Raw genomic sequence first — 24,851 nt, forward strand, 5'->3', positions numbered from 1 at the left:
GGGCCTGCGTCGCGCGCTTAGAGCGTGCCCTGACGCTGCTGCACCATCATGAAGGTGTCGTAATTATACTCGGCCACCTGCGTCCAGAGATAATATTCGTTCTCGAAGGCGCGCAGCGAGTCATACATCTTCTTGAAGGTCTCGTTTTCTGCCGAGATTTCGGCATAGACTTCTTTGGAGGTCTCGAAACAGGCCTGCATGATTTCTTGGCTGAACGGACGCAGCTGGGCACCTTCGGCCAGAAGCGTGCGCAGGGCCTTGGAGTTCTCGTAATCATAGGTTTCGAGCATATTGGCATTCACGCTCTGGCAAACGGTTTGCAGAAGCGATTTATACTGATCGGGCAGACCCTCATAGGCGGCTTTGTTGAACAGGAAGTGGACCATCGCCCCACCTTCCCACCAGCCGGGATAGTAGTAATAGGGCGCAACCTTCACAAAGCCGAGCTTCTGGTCGTCATAGGGGCCGACAAACTCGGTTGCATCGATGGTGCCTTTTTCCAGCGCCGCGTAGATATCGCCGCCCGAGATCTGCTGCGGCACAACGCCAAGACGCTTGAGAATGGCCCCCGCAAAACCGCCCACGCGGAATTTCAGACCTTTGAGATCGTCGACAGTGTTGATTTCCTTACGGAACCAGCCGCCCATCTGGGCACCGGTATTGCCGCCCGGAAAGCCGATAAGCCCCTTATCAGAAAGGAACGCATTGAACATGTCATTGCCGCCGCCATTGCGCATCCAGGCATTCATGCCACGTGCGGACAGGCCGAATGGCAGGGCCGTGGGGATCGCCCAGACCGGGTCCTTGCCCCAGTTATAATAGGTCGGAAAATGCGCGACCTCGACAGTGCCCGCTGCTGCCGCATCGGCCCCTTGCAGGCCGCCTACGATTTCCCCTGCCGAGAAGGACTGGATCTGGAACGCCCCGTCGGTGGCTTCGGCCACACGTTTGCCCAGCTCTTGGCTGTTGCCGTAAAGGGCGGGCAGCGAGTTCGGGAAGGAAGAGGAAAGACGCCACGTGATTTGCGGCTTTTCCTGCGCGATGGCAGGGGCAGCAAGGGCGGAGGCGGTCGCGCCAATGGCGGCCGAAGAGAGGAAGGAGCGGCGGTCCATGATGATCGTTCCTGAAGGTTTTATCGGGTCATGCGAATGGCGGCATACCTGTCAGGACAATCGACCCCTGTAAAGGCTTTATGTAAGGGCTCTGGCCGCAATCGACATGTTTTGGCCGCCGCTTGCGGGAAATGGCGCATTTCCTCCGGAGAACCCTGTGCAGGCTTATTTTTTCGAGGCATCCGGAAGGTTGATCTGGGCAACCTGTTCGGCAATCGGATCGACCGAAAGCGGGTGGGTCTCGCTCTCATGTTCCTGCGGATCGCCAATATCCATCCACTGCCCGCCCTTGAAGATCTCGAGCGCCCCGAAATTCGCTTTATAGCCCATCTTGCGCGAACCGGGCACCCAATAGCCAAGATAGACATAGGGAAGGCCTGCCTTGAGCGCGATATCCACATGATCGAGGATCAGATAGGTCCCGAGGCTGTTTTTCTGCAGGCTGGGATCGTAGAAGGAATAGACCATCGACAGCCCGTCATCGAGCACGTCGGTCAGGCAGACGGCCATCAGGTCGCGGGTCGAGCCCGGACGGTCGGCGGATTCCCGGTATTCGATCACACGCGACTTGATCGGCGTTTCCTCGATCATGGCGGCAAATTCGAAGATATCCATATCCGCCATGCCGCCATCGGCGTGACGGCTATCGAGATAACGGCGGAACAGGGCGAATTGCTCTTCGGTGGCCCAAGGGCTGGTCGCTGTCCGCTTGAGCCAGTCATTGCGTTTGAGAATACGCTTTTGCGTGCGGGTCGGGGCGAAATCCGCCACGCGGATACGTGCCGACAGACAGGCGGTGCAATCGGCACAGGATGGCCGGTACAGCACGTTTTGCGACCGCCGGAAGCCTTGCCGTGACAGCGCATTATTCAGCTTTTCCGCCCCCTCACCTTGCAGGGCAGTGAACAGCTTACGTTCCGCGCGCCCGTCCAGATAGGGACAGGGCTGCGGGGCGGTCACGTAAAACTGCGGAGCAAGCGGGAGAGAATGTCGCATGAAACTCGCGGCGATTTAGGTTTATGGCGATAAGGTAGCAAGTTCACGCCCATGCGCCAAGTCCTCACGAAAGAGTTGTTCTGGCAAAACGGTAAACTCCCGGCCTTTTGAAGCCGGGAGCGGTTAAAACTGCCTTAATGCTGGGCGGGATGAGGCGCGATTTTACTTCGCATCGCCTTTATGGTCGAGGGTGGTGCCGGTCGAGGCCGCCTCGGGTTCGGCCTCGGGTTCGGGGCTTTCTTCGGCGGCGGTGCGGGCGCGCTCGTCCATATACTGGTCGAACTCGGCTTTGTCGCGGGCGTCGCGAAGACGCTTCAGGAAGGCTTCGAAGTCATTTTGTTCCCGTTCGAGGCGGGCGATGGTTTCGGCTTTGTAATTGTCGAAGGCGGCATTTCCCGAGGGGCGGGACATATGCATGCCGTAACCGCCAAAGCGCTGGGCGCAGAACTGGCGGGCTTCGGCCCGGCGCCGACGGCCTTTGCCGAAACGACCGGTGAACAGGATGAACCCCAGCACCAGAAGGCCCAGCGGGCCGGCAAAGATGAAGGACGCCACCATCAGCGCGATCCAGGAGAGTGGCCCGTTCTCATCCATCCACGCGATAGCGCGGCGGATCGGTCCGGTGCGAGGGGCGGCAGAGGCATCGAGATAGGACATGGGTCATTGGCTCCTGAAAGCGGTTTTGAGGATGTGAATGCTTTTCACATAACCGGAGATAAGGACTCTGCGGGGCGGTTCAAGAGTGTATGTAAATATTTTTTACATAGGGCCGTCCCGCCTATGCCGCTGTCATGATACGCCGCTGTCATAGGGGTGCGGGCGGCTACCTATTCGGTGAAGCTGCCGGTTCTGGCCCGTGTAGCATGGGCCAGTTGCGCCGGTGTGATGCGGAACAGGTGGCGAGGGGTGCCTGCCGCCGCCCAGACTGTGTCGAACGTCGTCAGGCGCAGGTCCAGAAACGCCTGCACGGGGGTCAGATGGCCGACCGGAGAAACGCCGCCGATGGCAAAGCCCGTGACCTCGCGCACCTTGCTGGCATCGGCGCGGGTCAATGGCTGCCCTGCCAGACCTGCGGCGCGCTGCTGGTCGACCCGATGTCCGCCTGCCGTCAGGAACAACAGGATCTCGCCGGTATCGGCCCCTTCGAAGAGGATGGATTTGGCGATCTGGTCAATCTCGCACCCCACCGCATCGGCGGCGTCCTGTGCGGTGCGCGCATTTTCGGTTTCGATAATCTCGATTTCCAGCCCTGCGGTTTCAAGGGCCGCTTTGACGCGCTTGAGGGATTTGCTCATGGGATCTCCTTTCCGTCGTCCCTGTCGTGGCATCACGGCGGCCGGAAGAAAAGGCCCTAGCGCCGTTTGCGTCGTCCGCCGCTGGATCTTGCGTGAAATGTGGGCGGGCGGCTGGCGATCCATGTCAGGAAGGGCTGCATCGCGGGATGGGCGCGCAGGGCGTCGGCTGTGTTCAGGTTGCGGGCCAGTTCGGTCTCGCGGAAGGTCTTGTGGATCTCGTTATGGCAGATCTGGTGCAAAAGGACGGTCGGGCCGTTCTTGCCGCCGCGCAGCTTGGGCACAAGATGGTGCAGGCTCTGGCGCGCCTCGCGGGGGATCGGGCGCAGACAAAGCGGGCAGATCGGGTCGGTTTCGGTCATCGGAGGCGGTTTCGGTTGGATCGGGACGTCACGCAAACATTGTTAACCCAGACCATAATCGGCATTCTTGCGAGGTCAAATTTCGGCTAAGCTGTGATTGACGCCTTGTTCTTGCCAAGCCACTGTTGAGCCATGAGTTTTGCATCCAGATTATCCCGCCTGCCCATTGTCGTAGATCAGGAGCGCGCCGATACGGTTGTTGCGCTCTATTCCGGCCAGCCGCCGGAGGTTCTGGCCCTGATCGAGGGGGTGGCAGGCACGAGCCCTTTCCTTGCCACGCTCCTTGAACGCGAGAAGAGCTGGATCGCCCCGTATCTGTGCGATAATCCCGAAGAGGCGATCACGGCAGAGTTCGCCCGCCTGCCAGAGGTCGCGCCGCCGGATATGGCGGTCGAGTTGCGGCGTGCCAAGCGCCGCGTCGCGCTGGTGATCGCTCTGGCCGATCTGGGGGGCATATGGGGGCTGGAAGAGGTCACGCGGACGCTGTCGGCCTTTGCCGATCTGGCGGTCGATCTGGCGTTGAAATCCTTGCTGAGCGAAGAGATCCGGCGCGGCAAGATCCCCGGGATCGGGGCGGAAACGCTGGCACGGGCCTGCGGCATCGTGGCGCTGGCGATGGGCAAGATGGGGGCGGGGGAGCTGAATTATTCTTCCGATATCGACCTGATCTGCCTCTTCGACCAGACGCAGTTCGATCCCGATGATCTGTTGGAAATCCGTGCGGGGTTTGTGCGGGTGACGCGCAAAATGGCGCAGATGCTGTCGGATATCACCTCGGAAGGTTATGTCTTCCGCACCGACCTGCGGTTGCGCCCGGATGCGGGCGCGACGCCGGTCTGCCTTTCTATGGCGTCGGCAGAGCTGTATTATGCGGCGGAAGGCCGCACATGGGAACGGGCCGCGCATATCAAGGCCCGTCCTTCGGCGGGGGATCTGGAGGCCGGAGCCGCCTATCTGGACCGCCTGAGCCCCTTTGTCTGGCGCAGGCATCTGGACTTCGCGACCATTCAGGACACCCATGACATGCGCACCAAGATCCGCGATCACAAAGGGCTGAACGGGCCCTTGAAGATCGAGGGGCATAATCTCAAGCTGGGGGCGGGCGGTATTCGAGAGATCGAGTTTTTCACCCAGACGCGCCAGTTGATTGCGGGCGGTCGGGACCCCGATCTGCGCGATCCGACCACAGTGGGCGGGCTGGCCGCGCTGGCGCAAAAGGGCTGGATCCCGCGCGAGGTCGCGGCCAAGCTGACCGCGCATTACCGCGCCCATCGCGAGATCGAACACCGGTTGCAGATGGTCAATGACAGCCAGACCCAGACGCTGCCGAACGCGCCCGAGGGGATCGCACGGATTGCCGCGATGATGGGCGAGAGTGACCCTGATCGCTGGATGGCAGAGTTGAAAGACCGGCTGGAAGAGGTCGAGGCCCTGACCAGTGATTTCTTCGCTCCGACGCAGGATGCGGCCCCCCGTCCGGCGTTGTCGGAGCGGGCGGCTGCACTTGTGGCGCGCTGGACGTCCTATCCTTGCCTGCGATCCTCGCGCGCCCGTCTGATTTTTGCGCGGCTGGAGCCGGATATCCTGCGCAAATTGCAAAGGGCCGCCGATTTCGAGGAGGCTCTGCAACAGTTTGACAGGTTCCTGCACGGGCTTCCGGCGGGGGTGCAGCTATTTTCGCTCTTCGAGGCCAACCCGCAGCTTGTCGATCTCTTGGTGGATATCTGCGGCACCTCGCCGATGCTGGCCAATTATCTCTCGCAAAATCCTGGCGTGCTGGATGCTGTGATCGGCGGCAGTTTCTTCGAATCCTGGCCGGGGATCGCGACGCTGGAAACCGAGCTGGACCAGATCCTTGCCCAAGCCAGCGATTACGAGAACGCTCTGGACCAGACGCGCCGCTGGGCGAAGGAATGGCGCTTTCATGTCGGGGTGCATCACCTGCGCGGGCTGATCGATGCCACCGAGGCCGCGAAATATTTCGCGGATATCGCGGGGGTGGCGCTGGAGCGGCTCTGGCCGGTGGTCTGCACGGAATTCGCCGGTAAATACGGGCCGCAACCGGGGCGGGGAGCCTGCGTGATGGCGATGGGGTCCTTTGGCTCCGAGCGGCTGACAGCAGCCTCCGATCTCGATCTCATCGTGATTTACGATGCGCAGGGTGTGGAGATGTCGGACGGGCCGAAGCCCTTGGCATCGCGCCAGTATTTTGCCCGTCTGACGCAGGCGCTGATTACGGCGGTGTCCGCGCAGATGCCGCAAGGCCGCCTCTACGAGGTGGATATGCGCCTGCGCCCGTCGGGGCGCTCGGGGCCTGTGGCGACCTCTCTGGATGCGTTCCGCTCCTATCAGATGACCGAAGCATGGGTCTGGGAGCATCTGGCCCTGACGCGTGCACGCCCGATTGCCGGTGACCCGTCGCTGGCGGCAGATCTGGAATACCAGCGCCGCGAGATCCTGCGGGCGCGGGGCGGGGATGCGCGGGTGCTGCCGGATCTGGCCGAGATGCGCGCGCGGATCTTTGCGACGAAACCTGTCGAGACGCCTTGGGAGGCCAAGGTCGGGCCGGGGCGGTTGCAGGATATCGAACTGTTGGCCCAAAGCCTTGCCTTGCGGGCAGGCTCGGCGGCGCGCAGGGTCGAGCAGCAGTTGCGCGCGGGCGGACGGGCGGGGCTGATCCCCCATGCGCAGGAAGAGCGACTGGCCTCGATTTACCGCTTCCTGTGGCGGTTGCAATCGGTCAACCGTCTGCTGAGCGAGAACGGTATGGACATCGCCACCCTCGGCGAGGGCGGGCGCAGTTTCCTTTTGCGCGAAACAGACCAACCGGATGTTAAGACTTTGCAGGCTAGGATTGCGCAGCTAACGGAAGAGGCTGCCGCGATGATCAACCAGATAGTGGATCCCTGATGGGGCGCGCCATGTTGCCCTTACACCGTGCCGATCCGCGCGGCTATGTCCGCACGGCATTTGACAGCGCGCTGATCGAGCCGGAAACCTGTCGATTTCTGATTCTGGAATGGGCGTTGAAGCTGCCACAGGATGTCCGCCCCGCCGAAGCGGCCCGCGTGCTTCTGGCAGAGTTTCACGCCCAGAGCACGCATCCGATGTATCAGCTTCTGGGAAAGGTTCTGGCCGATCCGGTTCCGGCGGCACAAAACACTCCGCAGGGTCGGGCGGGGCTGCATCAGGACCAGTAGTTTCGGGCCCGAAGAAACTGTGCCGAAATGGGACAGGCCATTTCGGCGCTTGGTTCCGTTTTGGCGCTTGGCTGTGTGGGGACGCGGCGAAGGGCCGCGGTCGCACATGAAAAGGCCGCGCAAGTTATGCGCGACCTTGCAAGGCTATCGGGGGATGCGTCGTGCCGCCGTCAGGCGGTAAGGGCTGCCGCCTCGCGGGCCAGCGTCTCGATAGCGGCCCAGTCGCCCGTTTGCACCAGCTTGTCAGGCGCGACCCACGACCCGCCACAGCAGACCACGTTTTTCAGCGACAGGTAGTCGCGGGCATTGCCCATGTTGATACCACCCGTGGGGCAGAAGCTCATCTGCGGCAAGGGGCCACCGAAGTTCTTCAGCGCGGGCGCGCCGCCATTGGTTTCGGCGGGGAAAAACTTGACCATGTCATAGCCAAGCTCCAGCAGCTTCATCACATCCGAAGGCGTTGCCGTGCCGGGCAGCAGCGGCAGCCCCTCGTCGGCGCAGGCCTTGATCAGATTATCGGTGATGCCGGGGCTGACGCCGAATTTCGCGCCCGCTGCCTTAGCGGCTTTCACATCGGCGGGGGTCAGCAGGGTGCCAGCGCCCACAACGCCGCCTTCGACATCGGCCATCGCGCGGATCGCCTCAAGCGCGCACTCCGAACGCAGGGTGACTTCCAGCGCGGGCAGGCCGCCTTTCACAAGGGCCGTGGCCAGAGGCACCGCATGGGCGACCTCTTTGACCACGATCACCGGAACGATGGGGGCCAGTTCGCAAATCTTGCGGGAGGCGGCGGATTGTTCTGCGGGGGTCATGCGAGACTCCTTTCGTGATGATCAGACGACAACGGCGGCGCCGCTGGTCGAGGGGCCGACCTGATTGCGGAAAGCCTCGAAAAGTTCGCGGCCCAGACCGACGTGATTGGCCGAGAGATCTTCGACGACCGGCTCACGCGCGTCCAGATCGGCCGAGAGGCAGGTCAGCTCGCCCTTGGGTGCATCCAGCCGGACGATATCGCCATCGCGCAGTTTCGACAAAGGCCCGCCATTGGCCGCCTCGGGCGAGACGTGGATCGCCGCGGGCACCTTGCCAGAGGCACCCGACATCCGGCCATCGGTTACCAGCGCCACTTTCAGCCCGCGCTGTTGCAGCACCGATAGAACCGGCGTCAGCGAGTGCAGTTCCGGCATGCCATTGGCCTTGGGGCCTTGGAAACGCACGACGACGATGGTGTCCTCGGTGAATTCGCCCTTGTTGAAGGCTTCTTTCACCTCGGCCTGATCCTTGAAGACCCGCGCCTTGGCCTCGACCACGCGATGTTCCTCGGCCACCGCCGAGATCTTGATCACGCCACGGCCCAGATTGCCGTTGAGCTGCTTCAGACCGCCCGTCTTGGCAAAGCCCGAAGAGGCGGGGCGCAGGATCTTGTCGTTCAGCGTCTCTGCCGCGCCATCTTCCCAGGTCAGCTGGCCGTCGATCAGCTTGGGCTCTTGCGCGTAACGCGCCATGCCATCGCCCGCTACGGTTTTCGCATCACCATTCAGCAGGCCCTCTTTCAGAAGCTCGCGGATCATGAATTGCAGACCGCCCGCCGCGTGGAAGTGGTTCACATCGGCCAGACCATTGGGATAGACCTTGGCCATCAACGGCACCACATCCGAGATATCGTCAAAATCTTCCAGATCCAGCGCGATACCGGCAGCTTTTGCCATTGCGGGCAGGTGCAGCACAAGGTTGGTCGAGCCACCCGTCGCCATCAGGCCGACAAGCCCGTTCACGAAGGCCCGCTCGTCAAGGATCTCGCCTGCGGGGCGGTAGTCATTGCCCAAAGCGGTGATCTCGGCGGCACGTTTGGCGCCTGCAACCGTCAGCGCCTCGCGCAGGGGCGTATTGGGGTTGACGAAGCTTGCGCCCGGCAGGTGCAGCCCCATGAATTCCATCAGCATCTGGTTGGTATTGGCGGTGCCATAGAAGGTACAGGTGCCCGGACCGTGGTAAGAGGCCATCTCGGCCTTCATCAGTTCCTCGCGCCCCACTTCGCCGGTGGCATAGAGGTTACGGATGCGCGATTTCTCGTCATTGGGCAGACCCGAGGTCATCGGACCCGCAGGCAGGAAGACCGCCGGAATATGGCCGAAGGTTGCAGCAGCCATGATCAGGCCCGGCACGATCTTGTCGCAGACCCCCAGATAGATCGCGGCGTCAAAGGTGTTATGCGACAGCGCGACAGCAGAGGCCAGCGCGATCACATCGCGGGAAAACAGCGACAGCTCCATCCCCGGCTGGCCTTGGGTCACTCCGTCACACATGGCGGGCACACCACCGGCCACCTGTGCGGTCGCACCGGCTTCGGCGGCGGCCTTCTTGATCAGTTGCGGGAAGGTCTCATAGGGCTGATGCGCCGAGAGCATATCGTTATAGGCGGTGACGATCCCGATATTGGGCGCACGCCCCCCCACAAGCGCGTCTTTCGCATCACCCATCGCGGCATAGGCATGGGCCTGATTGCCGCAGGTCAGATGGGCACGGGCGACACCTTTCGAGGCCGCCTCGTTGATACGGGCCAGATAGTCGTCGCGCATCGCCTTGGACCGCGTGCGAATCCTGTCGGTCACACGGGCAATCGTGGAATTGAGGGGGGTGGCTGTATCAGTCATGATGGGCTTTCCTGATCGTTTGACACGGGCCGCGGCTCTTGCGGGTAGGGACTCGGCATATGTGGTTGCGGCGACTTTACTCGGTTAGCGCTAACGGTGCAACCAATCGAACAATGTTTGATATTTGGCCCCTTGAGAGGGCTTGGCAAGACGCTCGGGGCGTTCTTGGCTTTGCAACGCTGCGGTATTGGGGATAGGAGAGGCCAAATGCCGTCCAAGGAGTCGTCCCCATGTCCACCGATCTGCCCGTCGTCCGTCTGCGTCCCAAGGGAGAGGCCCGCGCCATCCGTCACGGTTTTCCTTGGGTCTATGTGGACGAGCTGGTTCTGGACCGTCGCACCAAGGCTATTGCTCCGGGAACGATGGCGGTGCTGGAAGATGATGCGCGCCGCCCGCTGGCGCTGGTGACGGTGAACCCCAATTCCAAGATCATCTGCCGCGTGATGGACCGCAACGCCGAAGCGGTGATTGACCGTGCTTGGCTGGTGGAAAAGATCGCTCGGGCCGCGCAGATGCGTGACCGTCTGTTTGGCGCGCCTTTCTACCGTTTGATCCACGCCGAGGCAGACGGGCTTCCGGGGGTGATTATCGACCGTTTCGGCGATGTGGCGGTGATCCAGCCCAATGCCGCTTGGGCCGAGGCGATGATCGAGGATCTGTCGGGTGCTCTGGTCGAGGTGACGGGCGTGAAGACGGTCATCAAGAACGGCTCTGGGCGTGCGCGGACGCTGGAGGGGCTGCCTGAAGAGATGGTGACCCTACAGGGGGGCGTTGATGCGCCTGTTGCGGTGCAGATGAATGGCGCGACCTATATGGCCGATGTCATGGGTGGGCAGAAGACGGGCCTGTTCTATGACCAGCGCCCGAACCATGCCTTTGCGGCGGCGCTGTCGAAAGAGGCGCGTGTTCTCGATGTGTTCTCGCATGTGGGCGGCTTTGCCTTGGCGGCTTTGGCGGGTGGTGCGCGTTCGGCCCTGTCGGTGGACGGGTCGGCCTCGGCGCTGGATCTGGCCGAGCAGGGGGCCAAGGCGATGGGCATGGCAGAGAAGTTCTCGACCCGTAAGGGCGATGCTTTTGTCACGCTGGAGGCTTTGGCTGCGGAAGGGGCGGAATATGACGTGGTCATCTGTGATCCGCCCGCCTTTGCGCCCGCAAAACCCGCGCTTCAGGCTGGTCTGCGCGCCTATGAGCGTGTGGCACGTCTGGCCGCCCCTCTGGTGGCCAAGGGCGGCTATCTGGTACTCTGCTCGTGCTCGCATGCGGCGGATCTGTCGAACTTCCGTGCGGCCTCGACGCGGGGCATCGGGAAGGCGGGGCGGTCGAGCCAGCTTTTGCATACCGGTTTCGCGGGGGCTGATCACCCGATGCTGCCGCAGCTGGCCGAAAGCGGTTACCTCAAGTCTCTCTTCTTCCGGCTTGACTGATGAAACTGGTTCTGGATGCCTGCGTTCTCTATCCCACGGTCCTGCGTGAGATCCTGATCGGTGTCGCGGCCAAGGGGCTTTACCAGCCCCTTTGGTCCGAGCGCCTGCTGGAGGAATGGGCGCGCGCGGCAGCCCGTCGTGGAGAGGCCGATGAGGTTATCGCCCGGGGTGAGGTTGCCATGTTGAAGGCCCGCTTCCCGCAGGCGATGATTGCCCGTCACGAGGGGTTGGAGAACCGCCTGCATCTACCGGATGAAAACGACATCCATGTTCTGGCCACGGCCATTGCCGGAAACGCAGATGCGATTGTCACAATGAATGCAGCGGATTTCCCGCGTGGGGTGCTGCAATCCGAAGGGCTGGATCGTCGCAGCCCTGATGACGTGCTTTGGGCTTTGTGGTCGGATCATCCTGACACCGTGGCCGAGGTGGTCGAGACCGTCCGTCAGGAAGCCGAGCGCCTGTCGGGCAAGCCCCAACCCGTGCGTGCGCTTCTCAAACGTATCCGCCTATCGCGCCTTGGCCGTGCGCTTGAGGCGGCCTCCTGACCGGCGCCGCTTGCGCAAACAGGTTGACGGGGCAAATTTCGTAAGGTAGCTCATAAACGCCGGAGCGATCAATCTTGGTCGGACGTCTTCGGTCGTAAGCGTCTAACGTCAAGCAACGCACCTTCTTTCCGCTCGGTCGGGGAGGGTGTGTGCATGGCTTGCGCCGCTCTCCCGCCGATGTGACCAGACACCGGAGTGAGAACATGTCTGACAGACTTTCCGAAATCATTGCCGATCCGCCCCCGGGTCCGCCTGTCCACAACGGAGCATCCGAGGCCAAGCCCGTGGTCAGCGAGGCGCAGGGCCTGCGGCTGCTGCTGGCGTTGAGCGTGATCCTGTTTTTCGCCTATATCTGTGTGGCGATGGCGCTGCCTGTGGTCTCTGTGCATGTGGTAAAAGGGCTCGGGCTGAGCAATGGCTGGGGCGGGCTTGCCGCCGGTATGGCCTTTGTCTCGACCATCTTCAGCCGCGCTTGGGCGGGTGGAGTATCGGACAGGCTCGGCCCTAAACCGGCAATGGCGCGCGGGCTGTGGTTCTATCTGATGGGCGCGGTGATCTGCATTCTCGCCGGTGTCTTGGGCGCGCAACCTTGGCTGGCGCTGGCTGTTCTGTTGTTGGGGCGGGCGATTGTCGGTGTCGGTGAAAGCTATGTGTCGGTCAGTATGGTGGCATGGGGCATCGGTCTGGCCGGACAGCACCGCGCCGGTCGGGTCATGGCGTTCATGGGGGCTGCGATGTATGGCGCGCTGGGGGCGGGGGCACCGCTGGGGCTGCTGCTTTACCATATCGGCGGATTCAGTGCGGTCATGTCCTTCAGCGCCCTCTTGCCGCTGATCGGCCTTCTGGCGATTATCAAGATGCCCGGTGTGGCACCGCATGCTGCTACGATGCGGCGGTCCTTCCTCAGCATGATCGGCACGATCTGGAAACATGGCTTTGTCATTCTGGCACAGGGGATCGGCTTTGCCGCGATCGGGGCGTTCTTCTCGCTTTATTTCCTTGCGCAGGGCTGGCAGGGCGCTGGGCTTGGTCTGACCGCTTTCGGGGCGGGCTTCGTGCTGGTGCGGGTGCTGTTTGGCCATCTGCCCGACCGTATCGGCGGGCTGCCGGTGGCGATGGTCTCTCTCGGGGTCGAGGTTATCGGGCAGTTGCTGATCTGGGGCGGGGATATGTCCGGCCTTGCCTTGCTGGGGGCATTCATGACGGGGCTGGGATGTTCGATGATCTACCCGTCCATGGGGCGCGAGGTGGTGGCACTTGTCTCGCCACAGCAGCGCGGCATGGCCTTGGGCGGGTTCGCGGCCTTTCAGGACCTTGCCTATGGTCTGACGGGGCCTGTCGCAGGGATGCTGGCAGACCGTGCGGGCTACGGGCCGATCTTCCTGATTGGGGCGATTGCGGCGGCGTCGGGGCTGGGCATGGTGCTGTGGCTCCGGCGCGGGGCGCGGATTGCCGTGCACGGCACCTGACCGTCATCTCCATGCGCCCTGTGGCGAAGGACAACTGGCGATCCGGAGGGGGCGCTACAGGGGCCATGAGAGCCGCGTTGAAGACGCGCGGCATCAGGTCTTGGGGCGTCTCGGTTTTGCCCGATCGAATGGGATCATGTCGATGATCCATTCGATCGGGCAAAGTCGCGGTCATAGGGCGGATTTGCTGTCGCTATAGGGGCGGCATCTCTTCGCCGGAATGTGCGACGCATGCTTCTGCAATATGCGGCATGTCATGAGACATGACGATACGACGGTGTCGAAACTTCTCGGTGGCGGCTACGTCGCCGTGTAGCATCCGCCCCCGACCGGTCCGACCTATGAAAACAGCCGCCGGTGTTCCGGCGGCTGTGTCATGTCTGCGAAAGGCGGGCCGATGGGGGCTTGGCACTCTGTCGCGCGTCTAGTCTTGTGCGTCGCGGATCATCTGCGCCAGCCGCAGGGTCGAACCGTCCTTGCCTGCTCCGTCAGCCTCGCCGGTCAGAACAGGTTGCAATGCCAGCGCGAGTTCCTTGCCCAGCTCGACCCCCCATTGGTCGAAGCTGTTGATGCCAAGGATCACGCCCTCGACAAAAACGCGATGTTCGTAAAGTGCCACGATGCCGCCGAAGACCTCGGGGGTCAGCATCGGGTAGATCAGCGTGGTCGAAGGGCGCGAGCCGGGGAAGACGCGATGTGCGGCCTGACGTTCCAGTTCTTCGCCCTCAAAGCCCTTGGCTTCCATCAGCTTGCGGGCCTCATCCATCGAACGGCCCCGCATCAGCGCCTCGGATTGCGCGAGGCAATTCGCCGCCAGCAGGATATGCTGATGCGCCAGATCGGGTTCATGGCCCTTTTCGGCGATCATGAATTCACAGGGAACGATCCGCGTGCCTTGGTGGATCAGCTGGTAGAAGGCGTGCTGGCCATTGGTGCCCGGCTCGCCCCAGACCACAGGGCCGGAATGATAGGGCAGCACCTCGCCATCCATCGATACACGCTTGCCGTTGCTTTCCATCTCAAGCTGCTGGAGATAGGCGGGCAGGCGCGAGAGGCGCTGGTCATAGGGCAGCACGGCACGGGTTGCGAAATCGCAGAACTGGTTGTGCCACATACCGACAAGCGCCAGCAGGACAGGCAGGTTCTCCTCGAAACCGGCCTCGCAGAAATGCTGGTCCATCGCGGCCGCACCGGCGAGGAAATCGCGGAAATGTTTCGGCCCGATGGCGATCATCAGCGACAGCCCGATCGGTCCCCACATCGAATAGCGCCCGCCGACCCAGTCGGCAAAGCCGAAGACGCGTTCGGGAGAAATGCCGAAGGCCGCCGTCTTTTCCGCCGAGGTCGAAAGCGCGACGAACTGTTCGGCAGGGTCTTCGATGTCTTTCGCCATCCATGCCTTCGCGGTTTCCGCATTGGTCATGGTCTCGATGGTGGTGAAGGTTTTCGATGCGACGATCACCAGCGTGGTTTCGGGGTCGAGATCCTTCAGCGTATCGTGGATATGCGCGCCATCGACATTGGATACGAAATGGCAGCGCGGCCCGTCATGATAGGGGGCCAGCGCCAGACAGGCCATCGCCGGACCCAGATCCGAGCCGCCAATGCCGATATTGACGACATCGGTGATGCGGCCCCCATGACCGTGAAATTTGCCCGAACGCACATCATCGGCAAAACGGACCATGCGGTCATAGGTCTCGCGGACCTCGCCCATGATGTTCTCGCCATCGACCTCGACATCGTTTTCCAGCCGTCGCAATGCGGTGTGCAGCACGGCGCGGCCTTCGGTGTCGTTGATTTTCTCGCCCGAGAACATGGCGTTGCGTTTTTCGGCCAGACCCGACTGCTCGGCCAGCTGGACCAGAAGATGGCGGGTAGAAGTGTCGATATTGGTCTTCGAATAGTCGAACAGGAAGGGGCCAAAGGATGCGCTAAACTTCTCGGCACGGCTGTCGTTGAACAGGTCGAGAATGCGGCGCTCACGCACGTCGGATGCGTGGCTGCGTAGCGTTTGCCAGATGCTCATGGAAATTCCTTATGTGTGACCCTGTGTCGGTGTATCTGAGCGCGAGCTTACGCCGCCCAATGCACGGTTGCGTTGTGCAGAATACACTTGATCGGGGCTTGTTCAACGGGCAGATTCTGCGCCGCCTCTATCGCGCGCTTCTTTTCCTCGCCGGTGATCAGCACATGGGTGTGCATCGCATTCTTGAGCACACGCGCGGTCATGGTGATCCGCGGCTCGCCTGCGGCTTCGGCGCGCAGGGCCATCAGTTCGGGCGCGTCATCCGAGAGCGCCTCTTGCAGGCGGTCCGCTCCGGGAAAGAGCGAGGCCGTATGCATATCGGCCCCCATTCCCAGCAGCAGCACCGAGATCGGCAGATTGGGGCGCAGGTTTTCCGACAGCGCATCCAGCCGCTCTTCGGGGACGGGGGCATTGACATAAAGCGGCAGGAGGCGGGCCTTGATGGCCTTGTTTTTCAATAGCCGCTCCGAGAGCAGGGCAGTGTTCGAGCGCGGGCTCGACAGCGGCACCCAGCGTTCGTCATTCAGCACAACGGCCACATGTTCCCAATCCAGATCGATATCGCTGAGAATGTCGAAGACGGGGCCGGGCGTTGTGCCGCCGGGCACCGAAAGCGTCGCACGGCCCTCGCGGTCGAGAATGGCCCGTAATTGGCTGGCGATCTTGTCGGCCAGCGAGACCATCAGCAATTCGCGGTCGGGATAGGTTTTGAAATCCATCATTTGATATGTCTCCAGCGCCGCCCGTCACGATGCATCAGCATAAGCGCATCATCGGGGCCGGTCGTTCCGCTATCATAGGGGCGGGGCGTATCCCCGCGCTCTTCCCAGCCTTGGATGATCGGATCGGTCCAGGCCCAGGCCGCTTCAACCTCGTCGCCGCGCATGAACAGCGTCTGGTTGCCACGGATCACATCCATGATCAGCCGCTCGTAGGCATCGGGCATATCCGCGCCTTCCTCGCCAAGCGCCTGCGCAAAGGACATATCCAGCGGCACCTGTTTCAGGCGCATGCCGCCCGGACCGGGTTCCTTGATCATCATCTTGAGGTTCATGCCCTCGTTAGGTTGCAGGCGTATGACAAGCTGGTTGGGCTGCCACGAGCCTTCCGCCTCGTCGAAGATCGAATGCGGCGGTTCCTTGAAGGTGATCGCGATCTCGGAGGTGCGTGCCCGCAGACGTTTGCCGGTGCGCAGGTAGAAGGGCGTGTTCTTCCAGCGCCAATTGGCGATATGCACCTTCATCGCGATATAGGATTCGGTCTTGGAATGCGGGTCTTCGCAATCTTCCAGATAGCCGGGCATCGGGGTGTCCTGATCTTCGCGATGCCAGCCCAGATATTGCCCGCGCACGATATCCTGCGGCGGCACCGGTTGCAGCGCGCGGATCACCTTCAGCTTTTCGTCGCGCACGGCATCGGGGTCGAAGTGATAGGGCGGCTCCATCGCGATCATGCACAGAAGCTGCATCAGGTGGTTCTGCACCATATCGCGCATCGCCCCCGATTTGTCGTAATAGCTGCCGCGGCCCCCCACGCCCACGGTTTCGGCCACGGTGATCTGCACATGGTCGATATATTGCGAATTCCAGATCGGCTCGAAGAGGATATTGGCAAAGCGCACGGCCATCAGGTTCTGCACCGTCTCTTTGCCCAGATAGTGGTCGATACGGTAGATCTGATGTTCTTCGAAATGCTCGGCGAGCGATTTGTTCAGCGCCCTTGCCGAGGCGAGATCGCGGCCAAAGGGCTTTTCCACCACAATGCGCGCGTCGTCACCGGCAATGCCATAGGCTTTGAGGCGCTCTGCCAGATCCCCGAAAAGTGCGGGCGCGACCGAGAAGTAGAACGCATTGATCACCTCGGGGCGGATCAGGGCCTTGAGTTCGGGCCAGCCCGCCTCGCCACGCGCATCGATCGGGACATAATGCAGGCGGCTGATAAAGGCGTCAATCTGCGCGCTATCCTGTTTGGAGGGCGACACGAATTCCTTGATGGCCGCACGGATCTGGGCCTGAAATTCCTCGCGGCTCTGTTCGGTGCGCGCCGCGCCGATCAGGCGGGCGTCATCGGGCATCTGGCCCGCGAGAAAACGGCGGAACAGGCCCGGAAAGATCTTGCGATTGGCAAGGTCGCCAGTGGCACCGAAAATTACCAGATCGAATGCGTCCACCGGGATGATGCGCGAAACCATGGGGTCCTCCGTAATACACCGTCGCTTGAGCTGTGATAGCGCTAACGGGGCGCAATTGGCCACAACGGCACAGGAAAGTCTAGTGCTCTAAGAGAGCAGGCGCAAATTCTGCGGGCAAGAATCTTCTCTTAGCCACGCAAAAAATCGATAAGGCCTTGGATATCATGGTCCAATTTCTCCGCAAGCGGCCCCGCAAAGGCGTGAAATGCGGCTTCGGTCTGGGTCGGGACGCTGAGGATGATCGGATGTCCCGCCTCGAGGGCCTGCGCGATCAGCGGTCGCAGGCCGTGGCCCTCGGCCTCCTGCCGTCCGAATTTGTTCAAGATCACCGGCACGTTGCAGGGCAGGCGGGCAAGGTCTTGCGACAGGCGGAACACGGCGCCCTCCAGCGCGGTGCTGTCCAATGTGCAGGCCGCCGCCCCGCGGCCCAGATCCTGCCGGATCGGCCAGCGCAGATCGGCGGGCCACAGGTGCAGCAACAGATTGTCCTGCGGGTCAGGGCTGACAAGCGCGGCCACATCCGGTCGCAGCCTCAGGGCCAGTTCGGTCAGAAGGCGGTCGGTCATGCCCCGCTTGGCGGACTGGACATATCCCAGCCTCATCGGCCGTCTTTCGGGCGCAGCGCCAGCCAGATCAGCGCACCACCTGCCAGTGTGACAAAGGGCACCATCGCCAGATTGACCGCCTGCCATCCGGCCTGCGCATCGCCTCCCTCAAGGCAGTTCATCAATCCGCCCGAGCTGAGCGAGGCCAGAAAGACGCCGCCGAAGACGATGAAATCATTCACCCCCTGCACGGTGGCGCGTTCCTCGGGGGCGTAGCTTTGCGCCAGCATGGCCGTGCCGCCGATAAAGCCGAAATTCCAGCCGAGCCCCAGCAGCACCAAGGCACCGAAGAAATGCATCAGCTCCACCCCGCTAAGCGCCACAGCTCCGGCGCAGATCAGGATGAAAAGCCCAAGCCCCACGATCACCCGCGCGCCGAAGCGTGCGATCAGATGGCCGGTGAAGAAGGACGGGATATACATCGCCAACACATGCGCCGAGACGATATCGGCGGCATTATTGGGGGTGAAGCCGCAGCCCACCACCGCCAGCGGCGAGGAGGTCATCACAAGGTTCATCAGCGCATAGGAGACCATCGCGCAGATGATCGAGACGGTGATCACGGGATCGCGCAGCAGCTCCATTTTGCTGCGGCCTCTGGGGGCGCGGGCCTGCGCGTGGTGGTCGGGACGCGGAATGTCGAGAAAGCTGAAGAGCAACGGTCCCAGAAGGTTGAGCACGATGATCACCAGATAGGTCGCCATGAAGGGCACGACGGTGGCATCCGATGTCAGCTTGACCAGTTGCGGTCCCAGAAGGGCGGCCACCAGCCCGCCTGCCATGACATAGCTGATGGCTTTGGGGGCGAATTCGGGCGCGGCGGTATCGGTTGCGGCAAAGCGATAGAACCCCTGCGAGGACATATAGACGCCGGTGAATAGCGCGCCAAAGGTAAACAGCGGGAAGCTGCCCCAGTAAAGCCCGCCTGCGCAGATGGCCGCCCCCAGAGCGCCCGCAAGATTGGCAAGGATGAAGCCCCGTCTGCGTCCGTGCCGCCCCATGAAACGCGACAGCGGCTGTGCCGTCAGCACCGAGCCCAGAATGATGAACGATAGGGGCAGGGTGGCCAGACAGGCATTGGGGGAGAGCATCTGTCCCGCCAGGCCTCCGATGGTGAAGATCATTGGCATCTGCGCCCCGAGGATCGCTTGGGCAAGGACCAGAACCAGAGTATTGCGCCGGTCGCGCGGGAGGAAAAGAGAGCTGTTCATAACCCTATGCGTAAGGCGGGTTTTCGCGGCTGGCAAGCGGCCATTCTTGCGCAGCGCCCCGCTTTGCGCCAAGCTGCCGCGATGCATATGAGGATCATCGAGACCGAGGAGGATATTGCCGAAGGGGCCGCCTGTCTGGCGCGTCTCGAGCCGCGCTTTGGCGATGTTCTGGCGCAGACCGGCCCTTGGCCCTTGCGCCGCCGTGCCGACGGCTTCGGGGCGCTGCGTGATGCCATTCTGGGGCAGCAGGTCTCGGTTGCGTCGGCCAATGCGATCCGTCTGCGTCTGGAGGCGGCGGGGCTCGGGGGACGCCGCGCCTTGGCCATAGCCGCCCCCGAGGATCTGCGCGCCTGCGGGTTCTCGCGGCAGAAAATCCGTTATATACAGGCGCTGGCGCAGTCGGATATCGACTTCACCCGACTGCGGTCCTGTTCCGATGCCGCGATCTTCGATCAGTTGCTACCGCTTCCGGGGATCGGGCGCTGGACAGTGGAGATGTATCTGATGTTCGCGCTTGGCCGCGCCGATATCTTCGCCGCCGATGATCTGGCACTGGCGGAGGCCGCCCGAATGCTGTTTGATCTGCCCGAGCGCCCGAAGCCGCGCGCTTTCCGCGAGATGGCGGCCGCTTGGGCGCCGTGGCGGTCTGTCGCGGCGCGCGGGCTCTGGGCCTATTATGCCTATAGCAAGAAACGGGAAGGGGTGTCGCCATGACGCGTGTATTGAAAGCTGGCCGCAAGGGGCCGAAATCGGGGCAGGTGAAGTCAGTGGTCGTGCTGCTGCACGGCTATGGTGCGGACGGCGCCGATCTTCTGGGGCTGGCCGATCCGCTGGGCGATCACCTGCCGGACACGCTTTTCATCGCGCCCGATGCCCCCGAAACCTGTGCCGCCTCGCCCTTTGGCCGCCAGTGGTTTCCGATCCCGCGCTTTGACGGATCGACCGAGGCGCAGGCCAGCGCCGGTCTGGAGGCTGCGGCCCAAGACCTGAACGCCTTTCTCGACGGTATTATGGAGGAAACCGGTCTGCCGGCCAGTGCGATGGCTGTGATCGGGTTCAGTCAGGGCACGATGATGACCCTACAGGTGACCCCGCGCCGCGCCGCGCCTGTCGCGGCGGTCGTCGGCTTCTCGGGCAGGCTCTTGCGGCCCGAACTTCTGGCCGCCGATGTCGTCTCGCGACCGCCGGTCCTGCTGTGTCATGGTGATGCCGACGAGGTCGTGCCCTTCGCCTCTATGGCCGAGGCGGGGCAGGCGTTGATCGACGCAGGCTTCGAGGTCTATGCCCATGTCGAAAAAGGCACGGGGCATGGAATCGCGCCAGACGGGCTTTCGGCGGCGTTGGGCTTTCTCAAGGCGCATTTGCCGAAATAACGGGCAGAGAGACCGCTGTCACAGCAATGTCGCGCAATATTGCTAAGCCTGATCCCGCAAGCCGCGCTTTCCCGCCCCCGTGGGAAAGCGCCCAGATCAAGAGGCTTGCCAGATGGCTGACGCCATATATAGTTGATTTATCGGCTGGGGCGTTCCCCGCGCCCCGGACATGATCCCGCCTTCGGGGCATGTTCCGCCGCGCGAACAGGGAGTGCACAATGCTGGACCACGCAGACAGGACGGATTTCAGGCACCATTTCACCCGCGAGGCGGCATCGCTGCGGCGTCATCCGGCGCTGGTGCTCAACGCGGATTTCCGGCCTCTGAGCTATTATCCGTTATCGCTCTGGCCGTGGCAGGAAGCCATCAAGGCGGTGTGTCTGGATCGGGTGACGATACTGGCCGAATATGAAGAGGTGGTGCGAAGTCAGCGGACCGAGATACGTCTTCCCTCTGTTGTGGTGTTGAAAGAGTTCGTTCAACCGAGAAAGCGCGTGGCCTTCACGCGCTTTAATCTTTTTCTGAGGGATGAGTTCGAATGCCAATATTGCGGCTGCAAGGATCATCTGACCTTCGATCACGTCATTCCGCGTTCGCGTGGCGGGGTGACAAGCTGGGAGAATGTGGTGGCGGCCTGTTCGCCCTGCAATCTGAAAAAGGCCAACAAGCCGCTCTCGCGCTGCGGGCTGAAACTGCGCCGGATGCCGAAACGCCCGAGCTCCGAAGACATGCTGCGCATCGGTCGCCGCTTCCCGCCGGGGCATCTGCATAAAAGCTGGATGGATTTTCTCTATTGGGATGCGGAGCTTGAGGAATGATCGGCATATAACGCTTGACGCGGTCATATGGCGTCCGCGCGGTGCGGGGGGGGGCTGCCAGTGTTTGGGTTCCGGCACTGCGCATGTCGCCTGATAACGCGCTAACCGTTGCAGGGGGATTGGAATGTCGGCAGGAATATCGAAGATAATTTATCGAGAGATTTACGGATCTTGTCCTTTGTTTTCAATGTAATACGCTTGCCCGGAAAGCGGGCCGTTCTTACAATCCTGCTATGTGGAAAATTCTTTTAAAAGCTCTTTTTAAGTCGACCCATCGACCCAATCCTCGGGTATATAGAAAACCTGTTGAGGAAACGCGTGTCCGTCAGACGGCTCTTGAAGAGACCCCGCCTTCTGCTCAGCCTCATATGTCACAATCCGATGCGGTAGAGCAGAGGGAGACATTTGATGAGGCACATGCGCGTCCGGTTGCGCCGCCGCGGGTGCTGGAGGGGCCAGCCTATGTGACGGATGGTGACACGATAACCATACGAAAGACCCAAATCCGCCTCTTTGGAATAGACGCACCGGAACTCCATCATCCCTTTGGCAAGAAAGCCAAATGGGCCATGATACGTCTGTGCAAAGGCCAGATTATACGCGCTGAGATGACGGAGGAAGACATCTATGGCCGCGCGGTTGCAACGTGCTTTCTGCCCGATGGTCGTGATCTTTCTGCGGAGCTGGTGAAGCAAGGACTCGCTATCGACTGGCCAAAGTTTTCGGGCGGAAAATACAGTGATCTTGAGGTTGAAGGTGTCCGTAAGAAGCTTTGGCTTGCCGAGGCACGACAAAAAGGCCGTATGAGTGTCTGGGAAAAGTTTGACGCGTTAAAAGAGGCGGAACGCAGACCCTAGTGGCAAGACGTCCGAGATGTTGGCAGGGCGCTGCGATAGGGTGCGATCCCTACCCAAGCTTGCTGCGAATGCGAGTGGTATCGCCGTGAACGCTGGATGATCCGGTCTGGCTGGGCTTGAACGGAGCCGCCTTGTGCAGGCCGTGCCCGTGACGCGGATAGATCGGCATGGCTCCCCTTCGCCGAAAAGCCGAAGCAGGATTGCCTGAAATGTCCCGATCGTAAAATACCCGAAGCTTATGATGGGGCCTGACAGCAAACCGGTCAGGCATGGTTGGGGGCTAGGGCGCGCGTTGCCCCATGCTGGGCAGTCACGATAAGGCAAAGGCCGCAGGGTCAGTCCCCGGCTGCCTTTGCCTTCAGCTTGCGGGCCAGCGTCTCGACATCCGTTTCTGTCGCGCGGGGCACGATGCGGTAGAGCGCGTTTACGAAACAGAAGAGGGCAAAGCCCAAAAGTCCTGCACTGACCGCGCCGCAGATCATGCGGCCATAGGGGTGAGCCCTCATCCATTCGAAGGCCCGATCCATCCCGCCTGCGGCCTCCGGCGCATAGGCATAGGCCGCATAGATAATCAACCCGCCCGCGACGCTAAGAATGGCCGCCTGTGCCAGCAGGCCGAGTTGCAGGATCACATTGGCTTTCTCGGTTACCGCATTCGCCCGCAGACGCTGGCGGTAGCTGGCTTTTGCGCCTTTTGTGACGTAATAGCCCCCCGCGCCGATGACAGCAAAGCCGACCGCTCCGACGGCAAGACGGCCAAAAGGCAGCTGCATCACCTGCGTTACCAGCTGTGCAGAGCCGTCGCTTTGCAGCCGTGCCATCAGGGCGGTCACGGCAACACCGCCCAGCCCGAGATGGATCACGCCGCTGATTGCCAGTCCACACCGCGCCGCCAGACCTTTGATCTCAGCGCCATAGGCTTCCAGATCCCAGATCGCATCGGTGACCCGCCATACGGCATAGGCCAGCATCCCGAGTGCAATCAGGATCAGAACAACACTGCCGCCTGCGCCTTTCAGATGGCGCAACGCCTCCTGCGTGCCTTCGGCCTCGCCCCCTTGCAAAAGCGACCAGATCGACGTCACCCCGACGGCCAGATACACAAGCCCGCGCCCTGCATAGCCTGCGCGCATCACGGGGACGGCCCATGCGAAGTCGTCAGGATTGTGAGTGCTTCCAGCCATTTCGCCGCCTTTTTTACCTATGGATCATCACGGTTCTACAATGCGTCCGTGCCGGAAGAGGTTCCCGGTTGCCTGTCGGGACGGGACAGGGCGCGCGGAATGCGGGCGGTGCAGGAAAAATGGCACGCATCAAAGCTGTTAATATTCTGTGTGAAGCTGTCTCAATATCGAAACAGCGTGCCGCAGTAAAAGCACCGAACGGGGCTGACATTATGCCTACTTACGACACATCTTTCCTTACCCGGTCGGAGGAACCGGGACTATCGGAGGAAATATTTTGGCTAAAACAATGAAAGCCGCTGTCGTTCGTAAATTCGGCGCACCGCTGACCATTGATGAAGTGCCGGTGCCGGAGGTTTCGGATGGCATGATTCAGGTTGCGATCCAGGCATCGGGTGTGTGTCACACCGACCTGCACGCAGCCGAGGGCGACTGGCCGGTCAAACCCGAACCGCCGTTCATTCCGGGCCATGAAGGTGTGGGCTATGTGTCGGCGGTCGGCAAGGGCGTGAAGCATGTCAAGGAAGGCGACCGTGTGGGCGTTCCGTGGCTTTACACCGCATGCGGCTGCTGCCGTCACTGCCTTGGTGGCTGGGAAACCCTGTGCGAGAGCCAGCAGAATACCGGCTATTCGGTCAATGGTGGCTTCGCGGATTATGTGATCGCGGATCCCAACTATATCGGCCACCTTCCCGCAGGCAGCGACTTCGCCGAAATCGCGCCCGTCCTGTGTGCCGGTGTGACCGTCTACAAAGGTCTGAAAATGACCGAAACCAAGCCGGGCGATACTGTTGCCATCTCCGGTATCGGTGGTCTGGGTCACATGGCGGTTCAGTACGCTGTGGCGATGGGGCTGAATGTCGTGGCCGTTGATATCGATGATGCCAAGCTCGATCTGGCGCGCCGTCTTGGTGCGAAACTGACCGTGAACGCCCGCGATATTCAGGATCCGGCAGCCTACGTGAAGAAAGAAACCGATGGCGGCGTCAATGGCGTTCTGGTGACTGCGGTCAGCGAGAAAGCCTTCGAGCAGGCTGTTGGCATGGTTGGCCGCGGTGGCACCGTGTCGCTGAACGGCCTGCCTCCGGGGGATTTCCCGCTCAACATCTTCGGTATGGTGCTGAACGGTGTGACGGTGCGCGGCTCGATCGTAGGCAGCCGTCTGGATCTGCAGGAGTCGCTTGATTTTGCTGCTGCAGGCCGTGTCAAGGCGACCATCTCCAAAGCGCCGCTCGAGCAGATCAACGATGTGTTCGACCGTATGCGCAAGGGGCAGATCGAAGGCCGCATGGTGCTGGATCTCGCAAGCTAATCTAGCCGCTCCGGAAAGCGAACTAGCGCGCCAGCGATACCCCGCTGGCGCGTTTCCTTTTGGCGGTCGTGTCCTTGGCTGTGCAGGGCTTTGCCAGCGGTCGCTATCGTCGCATGGCGTCACGCGCAACACAATCATGCGCTATTACGAAGAACTCGCTTTATATAAACTTCTTGCTGAACACGGGCGGAGCTTATGGACGCGGCGTTGCGGC

Annotated in this window: 23 protein-coding genes; 10 read left to right on the forward strand and 13 right to left on the reverse strand. The window is 61.8% G+C overall.

The features are described from left to right. Positions 1 to 17 precede the first annotated feature (17 nt). The 5 genes from RPE78_RS11320 to RPE78_RS11340 all read right to left on the reverse strand — a co-directional run bounded on the left by RPE78_RS11320 (position 18) and on the right by RPE78_RS11340 (position 3,762). The gene (locus RPE78_RS11320; protein ID WP_406720602.1) at positions 18 to 1,112 is read right to left on the reverse strand and encodes a TRAP transporter substrate-binding protein; all 1,095 of its coding nucleotides are present in this window, start codon (positions 1,110 to 1,112) and stop codon (positions 18 to 20) included. Positions 1,113 to 1,277: 165 nt separating this feature from the next. Continuing rightward, entirely contained in the window at positions 1,278 to 2,108 is an 831-nt protein-coding gene (locus RPE78_RS11325; RefSeq protein WP_339107059.1) for an arginyltransferase, read from the reverse strand. Positions 2,109 to 2,270: 162 nt separating this feature from the next. Next, positions 2,271 to 2,765, reverse strand: a complete 495-nt coding sequence (locus RPE78_RS11330) for a DUF2852 domain-containing protein (protein ID WP_406720603.1) — start codon at positions 2,763 to 2,765, stop codon at positions 2,271 to 2,273. Positions 2,766 to 2,935: 170 nt separating this feature from the next. Next, the gene (locus RPE78_RS11335) at positions 2,936 to 3,403 is read right to left on the reverse strand and encodes a YbaK/EbsC family protein (protein ID WP_339107061.1); all 468 of its coding nucleotides are present in this window, start codon (positions 3,401 to 3,403) and stop codon (positions 2,936 to 2,938) included. Positions 3,404 to 3,459: 56 nt separating this feature from the next. Continuing rightward, positions 3,460 to 3,762: an HNH endonuclease gene (locus RPE78_RS11340; RefSeq protein WP_339107062.1), complete on the reverse strand. Its 303-nt coding sequence runs from the start codon at positions 3,760 to 3,762 to the stop codon at positions 3,460 to 3,462. A gap of 132 nt (positions 3,763 to 3,894) precedes the next feature. On the opposite strand from RPE78_RS11340, the gene RPE78_RS11345 reads away from it, so the two are divergent. Both RPE78_RS11345 and RPE78_RS11350 read left to right on the forward strand, forming a co-directional pair. Then, positions 3,895 to 6,672 carry a glutamine-synthetase adenylyltransferase gene (locus RPE78_RS11345; protein WP_406720604.1) on the forward strand — a complete coding sequence of 926 codons (2,778 nt, stop codon included), beginning with the start codon at positions 3,895 to 3,897 and terminating at the stop codon, positions 6,670 to 6,672. Between the two features lie 11 nt (positions 6,673 to 6,683). Then, entirely contained in the window at positions 6,684 to 6,962 is a 279-nt protein-coding gene (locus RPE78_RS11350) for a hypothetical protein (protein WP_406720605.1), read from the forward strand. Positions 6,963 to 7,132: 170 nt separating this feature from the next. Here the strand turns inward: RPE78_RS11350 and eda are convergent, their stop codons facing one another. Continuing rightward, a complete protein-coding gene (eda, locus tag RPE78_RS11355) occupies positions 7,133 to 7,774 on the reverse strand; it encodes a bifunctional 4-hydroxy-2-oxoglutarate aldolase/2-dehydro-3-deoxy-phosphogluconate aldolase (protein WP_339107065.1) in 642 nt (213 codons plus the stop codon). Positions 7,775 to 7,795: 21 nt separating this feature from the next. Beyond that, entirely contained in the window at positions 7,796 to 9,616 is a 1,821-nt protein-coding gene (gene edd / locus RPE78_RS11360) for a phosphogluconate dehydratase (protein WP_339107066.1), read from the reverse strand. 230 nt (positions 9,617 to 9,846) lie between these two features. Between edd and RPE78_RS11365 the strand changes: the two genes are divergently transcribed. From RPE78_RS11365 to RPE78_RS11375, 3 genes are all read left to right on the forward strand, one after another. After that, positions 9,847 to 11,040: an RSP_2647 family RNA methyltransferase gene (locus RPE78_RS11365; RefSeq protein ID WP_406720606.1), complete on the forward strand. Its 1,194-nt coding sequence runs from the start codon at positions 9,847 to 9,849 to the stop codon at positions 11,038 to 11,040. Further along, complete coding sequence (locus RPE78_RS11370) at positions 11,040 to 11,588, forward strand: RSP_2648 family PIN domain-containing protein (RefSeq protein ID WP_339107068.1); 549 nt, start codon at positions 11,040 to 11,042, stop codon at positions 11,586 to 11,588. Before RPE78_RS11365 ends, RPE78_RS11370 begins: the two co-directional genes overlap by 1 nt. A 203-nt stretch (positions 11,589 to 11,791) precedes the next feature. Then, entirely contained in the window at positions 11,792 to 13,057 is a 1,266-nt protein-coding gene (locus RPE78_RS11375; protein WP_406720607.1) for an arabinose transporter, read from the forward strand. A gap of 424 nt (positions 13,058 to 13,481) precedes the next feature. Here RPE78_RS11375 and pgi read toward each other — a convergent pair whose 3' ends face one another. From pgi to RPE78_RS11400, 5 genes are all read right to left on the reverse strand, one after another. Next, a complete protein-coding gene (pgi, locus tag RPE78_RS11380) occupies positions 13,482 to 15,086 on the reverse strand; it encodes a glucose-6-phosphate isomerase (protein ID WP_339107070.1) in 1,605 nt (534 codons plus the stop codon). Between the two features lie 47 nt (positions 15,087 to 15,133). Next, complete coding sequence (pgl, locus tag RPE78_RS11385) at positions 15,134 to 15,805, reverse strand: 6-phosphogluconolactonase (RefSeq protein ID WP_339109496.1); 672 nt, start codon at positions 15,803 to 15,805, stop codon at positions 15,134 to 15,136. Continuing rightward, complete coding sequence (zwf, locus tag RPE78_RS11390; RefSeq protein ID WP_339107071.1) at positions 15,805 to 17,277, reverse strand: glucose-6-phosphate dehydrogenase; 1,473 nt, start codon at positions 17,275 to 17,277, stop codon at positions 15,805 to 15,807. The genes pgl and zwf overlap by 1 nt, the downstream gene beginning before the upstream one ends. A gap of 128 nt (positions 17,278 to 17,405) precedes the next feature. Next, on the reverse strand, positions 17,406 to 17,879 hold the full coding sequence (locus RPE78_RS11395; protein ID WP_406720608.1) for a DUF2478 domain-containing protein: 474 nt from the start codon (positions 17,877 to 17,879) through the stop codon (positions 17,406 to 17,408). Beyond that, on the reverse strand, positions 17,876 to 19,093 hold the full coding sequence (locus RPE78_RS11400; protein WP_406720609.1) for an MFS transporter: 1,218 nt from the start codon (positions 19,091 to 19,093) through the stop codon (positions 17,876 to 17,878). The genes RPE78_RS11395 and RPE78_RS11400 overlap by 4 nt, the downstream gene beginning before the upstream one ends. Before the next feature lie 81 nt (positions 19,094 to 19,174). Between RPE78_RS11400 and RPE78_RS11405 the strand changes: the two genes are divergently transcribed. From RPE78_RS11405 to RPE78_RS11420, 4 genes are all read left to right on the forward strand, one after another. Next, entirely contained in the window at positions 19,175 to 19,807 is a 633-nt protein-coding gene (locus RPE78_RS11405) for a DNA-3-methyladenine glycosylase 2 family protein (RefSeq protein WP_339109497.1), read from the forward strand. After that, positions 19,804 to 20,466, forward strand: a complete 663-nt coding sequence (locus RPE78_RS11410) for an alpha/beta hydrolase (RefSeq protein ID WP_406720610.1) — start codon at positions 19,804 to 19,806, stop codon at positions 20,464 to 20,466. The genes RPE78_RS11405 and RPE78_RS11410 overlap by 4 nt, the downstream gene beginning before the upstream one ends. 218 nt (positions 20,467 to 20,684) lie before the next feature. After that, a complete protein-coding gene (locus tag RPE78_RS11415) occupies positions 20,685 to 21,284 on the forward strand; it encodes an HNH endonuclease (protein ID WP_339107075.1) in 600 nt (199 codons plus the stop codon). Between the two features lie 233 nt (positions 21,285 to 21,517). Beyond that, entirely contained in the window at positions 21,518 to 22,141 is a 624-nt protein-coding gene (locus tag RPE78_RS11420) for a thermonuclease family protein (protein ID WP_406720611.1), read from the forward strand. Between the two features lie 335 nt (positions 22,142 to 22,476). Here RPE78_RS11420 and RPE78_RS11425 read toward each other — a convergent pair whose 3' ends face one another. Continuing rightward, positions 22,477 to 23,325 carry a DUF1206 domain-containing protein gene (locus RPE78_RS11425; RefSeq protein WP_406720612.1) on the reverse strand — a complete coding sequence of 283 codons (849 nt, stop codon included), beginning with the start codon at positions 23,323 to 23,325 and terminating at the stop codon, positions 22,477 to 22,479. 277 nt (positions 23,326 to 23,602) lie between these two features. Between RPE78_RS11425 and adhP the strand changes: the two genes are divergently transcribed. Continuing rightward, a complete protein-coding gene (gene adhP / locus RPE78_RS11430) occupies positions 23,603 to 24,637 on the forward strand; it encodes an alcohol dehydrogenase AdhP (RefSeq protein WP_339107078.1) in 1,035 nt (344 codons plus the stop codon). The last annotated feature ends 214 nt before the right edge of the window (positions 24,638 to 24,851 follow it).

The sequence above is a fragment of the Thioclava litoralis genome, from assembly GCF_045278885.1.
GTDB classification, from domain to species: Bacteria; Pseudomonadota; Alphaproteobacteria; order Rhodobacterales; family Rhodobacteraceae; genus Thioclava; species Thioclava litoralis.